Origin of the sequence: Mesorhizobium sp. M7A.F.Ca.ET.027.03.2.1 (assembly GCF_003999175.1) — a bacterium.
Classification (GTDB): domain Bacteria; phylum Pseudomonadota; class Alphaproteobacteria; order Rhizobiales; family Rhizobiaceae; genus Mesorhizobium.
This window is the reverse complement of the sequence record NZ_RZOM01000736.1, coordinates 1-3,182: the sequence shown is the minus strand read 5'-3', so window position 1 is coordinate 3,182 and position 3,182 is coordinate 1. Positions and strand designations below refer to the sequence as shown.

1 protein-coding gene and 2 pseudogenes are annotated in these 3,182 nt (G+C 66.0%); 1 reads left to right on the top strand and 2 read right to left on the bottom strand.

What is annotated here, in order from left to right; all coding sequences use genetic code 11:
• Both EN750_RS25900 and EN750_RS25895 read right to left on the bottom strand, forming a co-directional pair.
• Nucleotides 1-275, bottom strand: a pseudogene (locus EN750_RS25900) (hypothetical protein); the annotation flags it as partial.
• Between the two features lies 1 nt (nt 276).
• On the bottom strand, nt 277-2,379 hold the full coding sequence (locus EN750_RS25895; protein ID WP_127272564.1) for an exopolysaccharide transport family protein: 2,103 nt from the start codon (nt 2,377-2,379) through the stop codon (nt 277-279).
• Between the two features lie 248 nt (nt 2,380-2,627).
• Between EN750_RS25895 and EN750_RS25890 the strand changes: the two are divergent.
• Nucleotides 2,628-3,182, top strand: a pseudogene (locus tag EN750_RS25890) (formyl transferase); the annotation flags it as partial.

The window sequence follows — 3,182 nt, the reverse complement described above, 5'->3', positions numbered from 1 at the left end:
AGATGGACGATATAGCCGACCGGATTGCCTGACGCACAGGAGCGCCAGGCAAACAAGAGGACGATGAGATAGGTGGACGGGTGGATCTTGGTCGCCGGGTTGCCGAACAGGCCATCATAATTGTAGCCGACCAGCCACAGCATGCCGCCCGAGATGCCGAACAGCACCGCTACCGCCGCGATCAGTCCGAAGCGCGTCAGCGCATCGAGCGACGTGCCGGCGCGGGGTGCGGCAGCACCATGGTTCGAAGCGCTTGCGCTCCAACCGGCAGCCATATCAGGCGGCCTCGTCGACCAGCAAGGCCGCCGTCGGCAACCGCCCCATGACGGAAACCGCCTGCGCGGTCGTCGTGACGTCGCGCATCGGGGTGGCGTTCAGCGTGGCGACGAGTACGATCTCGTCGGCCATGGCAACCAGCGGCGAGGCATTGAGATTGTCGGCCAGCGCGCCGCCGTCGATGACGACGAGTTCGAAGCTCCGGCTGGCCCGGGCCAGCATCTGCTGCGCAAAATAGATGCCATGCGCTTCCTGGAAAACCGCCTTTGAGCGGCCCCTGCCCAGCACGGCAACGTTGCTGCCGGCGGCGTAATGGCTGACGGCCTCAAAGGCGTACTCGCCGCGCAGCACATCGAGGATCCCCGGCTGCGGATCCTTCTGGTCGCCGCCGCCGGCATTGGCATCGATGAACAGCACCCGGCTGCCCCTGGACGCCGCGGCATTGGCCAGCAGCCGCGCCACCCGGCTGCGCTGCGCGCCCTCGCCCGGCGACGATGTCACCAGGATGGAAGGCACCAGCGGCCAGTCCGCCGGACGCTGGCCCGAACTGAACATGCGCCTCAGCGCAAGGCCGACAACGGCGTCGGTCTTCTGGCTGGAGGCGGCGGCCGAACTTGCGCCGAAAGGCCACCAGCGCCACCCAGTGCCTGAATTTGCCGGCACCACGCCCAGCACCGGCGCGTCGATGGCCGACTGCATCTGCGCGCTGGAAAGCACCGTCGGCGAGGAATATTCGGCGATCAGCGCCAGACCGGTGCCGAGCCCGAGGCCGCCGAATATCGCGCCCAGCAACAGCAGCGGCAAAGGCGGCCAGCTTTTCTTCAACGCGGGCATGGCATTGGAGATGATGCGCGCATTGGTGCTGTCGACATTGATCTGCTCGCGCGTCTCCTGGGCGCGCTGGAGATAGTTCGAGTACACGGAGCGTAGCGCCTCGAGATCGCGCTGCAATTCGCGCAACCGCACCGAGGCCTGGTCGGTGTCGAGCGACTTGCTCTTCATGCCGGCGACCTTGGCTTCCAGCGCCTGCTGGTTGGCCAGCGCCCGCTCGTAGTCCGTCTCGGTGGCGGTGGCGATGCGGCCGAGCTCGCGCGCGATCAGCTGGCGCGTGTCGCGCAGCTGCTGCTGGGCTGCGATCAGCGAAGGATGACGCGGCCCCAGCTCCGTGCCGAGCTGCGAGACCTGGTCGACCAGCGTCGCCTCCTGTGCCCGCAGGCTCGAGATCACCGCCGAGCGCATCGCTTCCGAGGTTGCGTCCGCCGTGCCGCTCTGCCGGCGCATCTGGTCGACCTGCGCCTTCAGCGCCGCGGTGCGGCTCTGCGCCGCCGCAAGCTGCGTGTTGATCTCGGTCAGTTCCTGGTCGCTGACCAGGTTCCCTGCCGCCATCACCATGTTGTTGGCGGACTTATAGGCCTCGACGGCATTCTCGGCCTGCTGGACGCGTTTGCGCTGCTCGTCCAGCCGGGCGGTGATCGACTCGGAGGCGTCCCTGGCCATTTTCGCGCGCGCGCTCGCCTGATCGACCAGGTAGGCCTGCGCGATGGCGTTGGCCAGGAGGGCGGCCTTGTCGGCGCTCTTGGCGGTGACGATGACGTCGAGGACCAGGACCTTGTCGGCCCGCTTGACCGCCAGGCGCCGGCGCAGCGCGTCGAGTGTCTGCACCGACCTGTCGCCTTCGGCCGATGCCGAACCGAGCAGGCGCGACAGCAAGCCCTGCCCGTTGAATTCCGGATCCTGCGTCAGGTTTGTCGCCGCGATCGCCCGCATCAGCACGCCTGTCGACTGGACCACGCTGACCTGGCTCTCGACCTGCGTGATGCCGCCATCGGGTGAGATACGGCTGGGATTGACGTCGTTGGTGACCACCTGCAGGTCCTGCGGATCGATGAGGATTTCCGCCGCCGAGCTGTAGAGCGCGGGCGTGAAAAGACCGTAGAGAAGGGCGACCAGCGTCAGCAGTGCGACAGTGCCGAAGATCCAGAACCGGCGGCGCACCAGGATGCGCTTCAGGTCGCCCAGTTCGACAGTCGAAGCTGCGTATGATCCCGCGCGTGCCGCATCCGGAGAGTGTTGCTGAGGAACCATGGGCAGGGATGATTGCATGGCTGCCTCCGACAATACTCCATATGCCGGCAAGGTCAGTTGCGGCGCTAACCTAGCTATTCCTCCAACTGTTAAAACATTGTTAATTATGTTGAGAGGTGACGTGAATTTTGGCACGCGGTTTGCTTAAAAATATACATATCGAGGTGTTGGTTACGCGGCGAGCGGAGACGGATGCAGATGGGGTTACAATTTGACCGGACCGGCCTGGCCGGCAAGGCCGGGCACCGCGTTTTCGGGCCTCCACCATGCAGATAAGTCTACGCCTGGACGGAGACTGTGTCCGCGCCTTTCATCTCACGCTGCTGGAGCGCCTTGCCGCGCTCGGCGACGAACTGTCCGTCGATGTCAGGCCGGCGGGCAGCGGCATTCCGCGCAGCGCCGCAGCCCTGTTTCAACTCGAAACGGCGATCCACGGACTGCCCCATGATGGACTGGCCCATGATGGACTGGCCAAGCGTGTGCCGCTTTCGGCGCTCGCGCCCTATCGGCAGTCCCCCGCTTCGCCCGACCTGGTCATCGACCTCTGCGGCGATGTCAGGCTGGAAAGCACACGCGTCTGGCACGTCACCTATGACGGCGCCAGCGGCGAAGCGGCCTTGCTGGCCTCGATCCTCGCCGGCCGCACGCCACTTGCCCGCATCGAGGAGAACGGCGTTGCGATCGCGGCCGGGCGTCTGGGCACAGAATATGGCGGCATCGCGCTGGCGTCCTTCCAGGATATGCTGGCGCGCACAGCAAGCCTGATCGTCGCTGCCATGTCAGGCGCGGCAAAGTCGGTGCCCGATCTGCCAGAGCCGGCG

Coding starts and splice junctions, on each gene's coding strand:
- EN750_RS25895 (WP_127272564.1), bottom strand. CDS start 2,379: ATGCAATCATCCCTGCCCATGGTTCCTCAGCAACACTCTCCGGATGCG.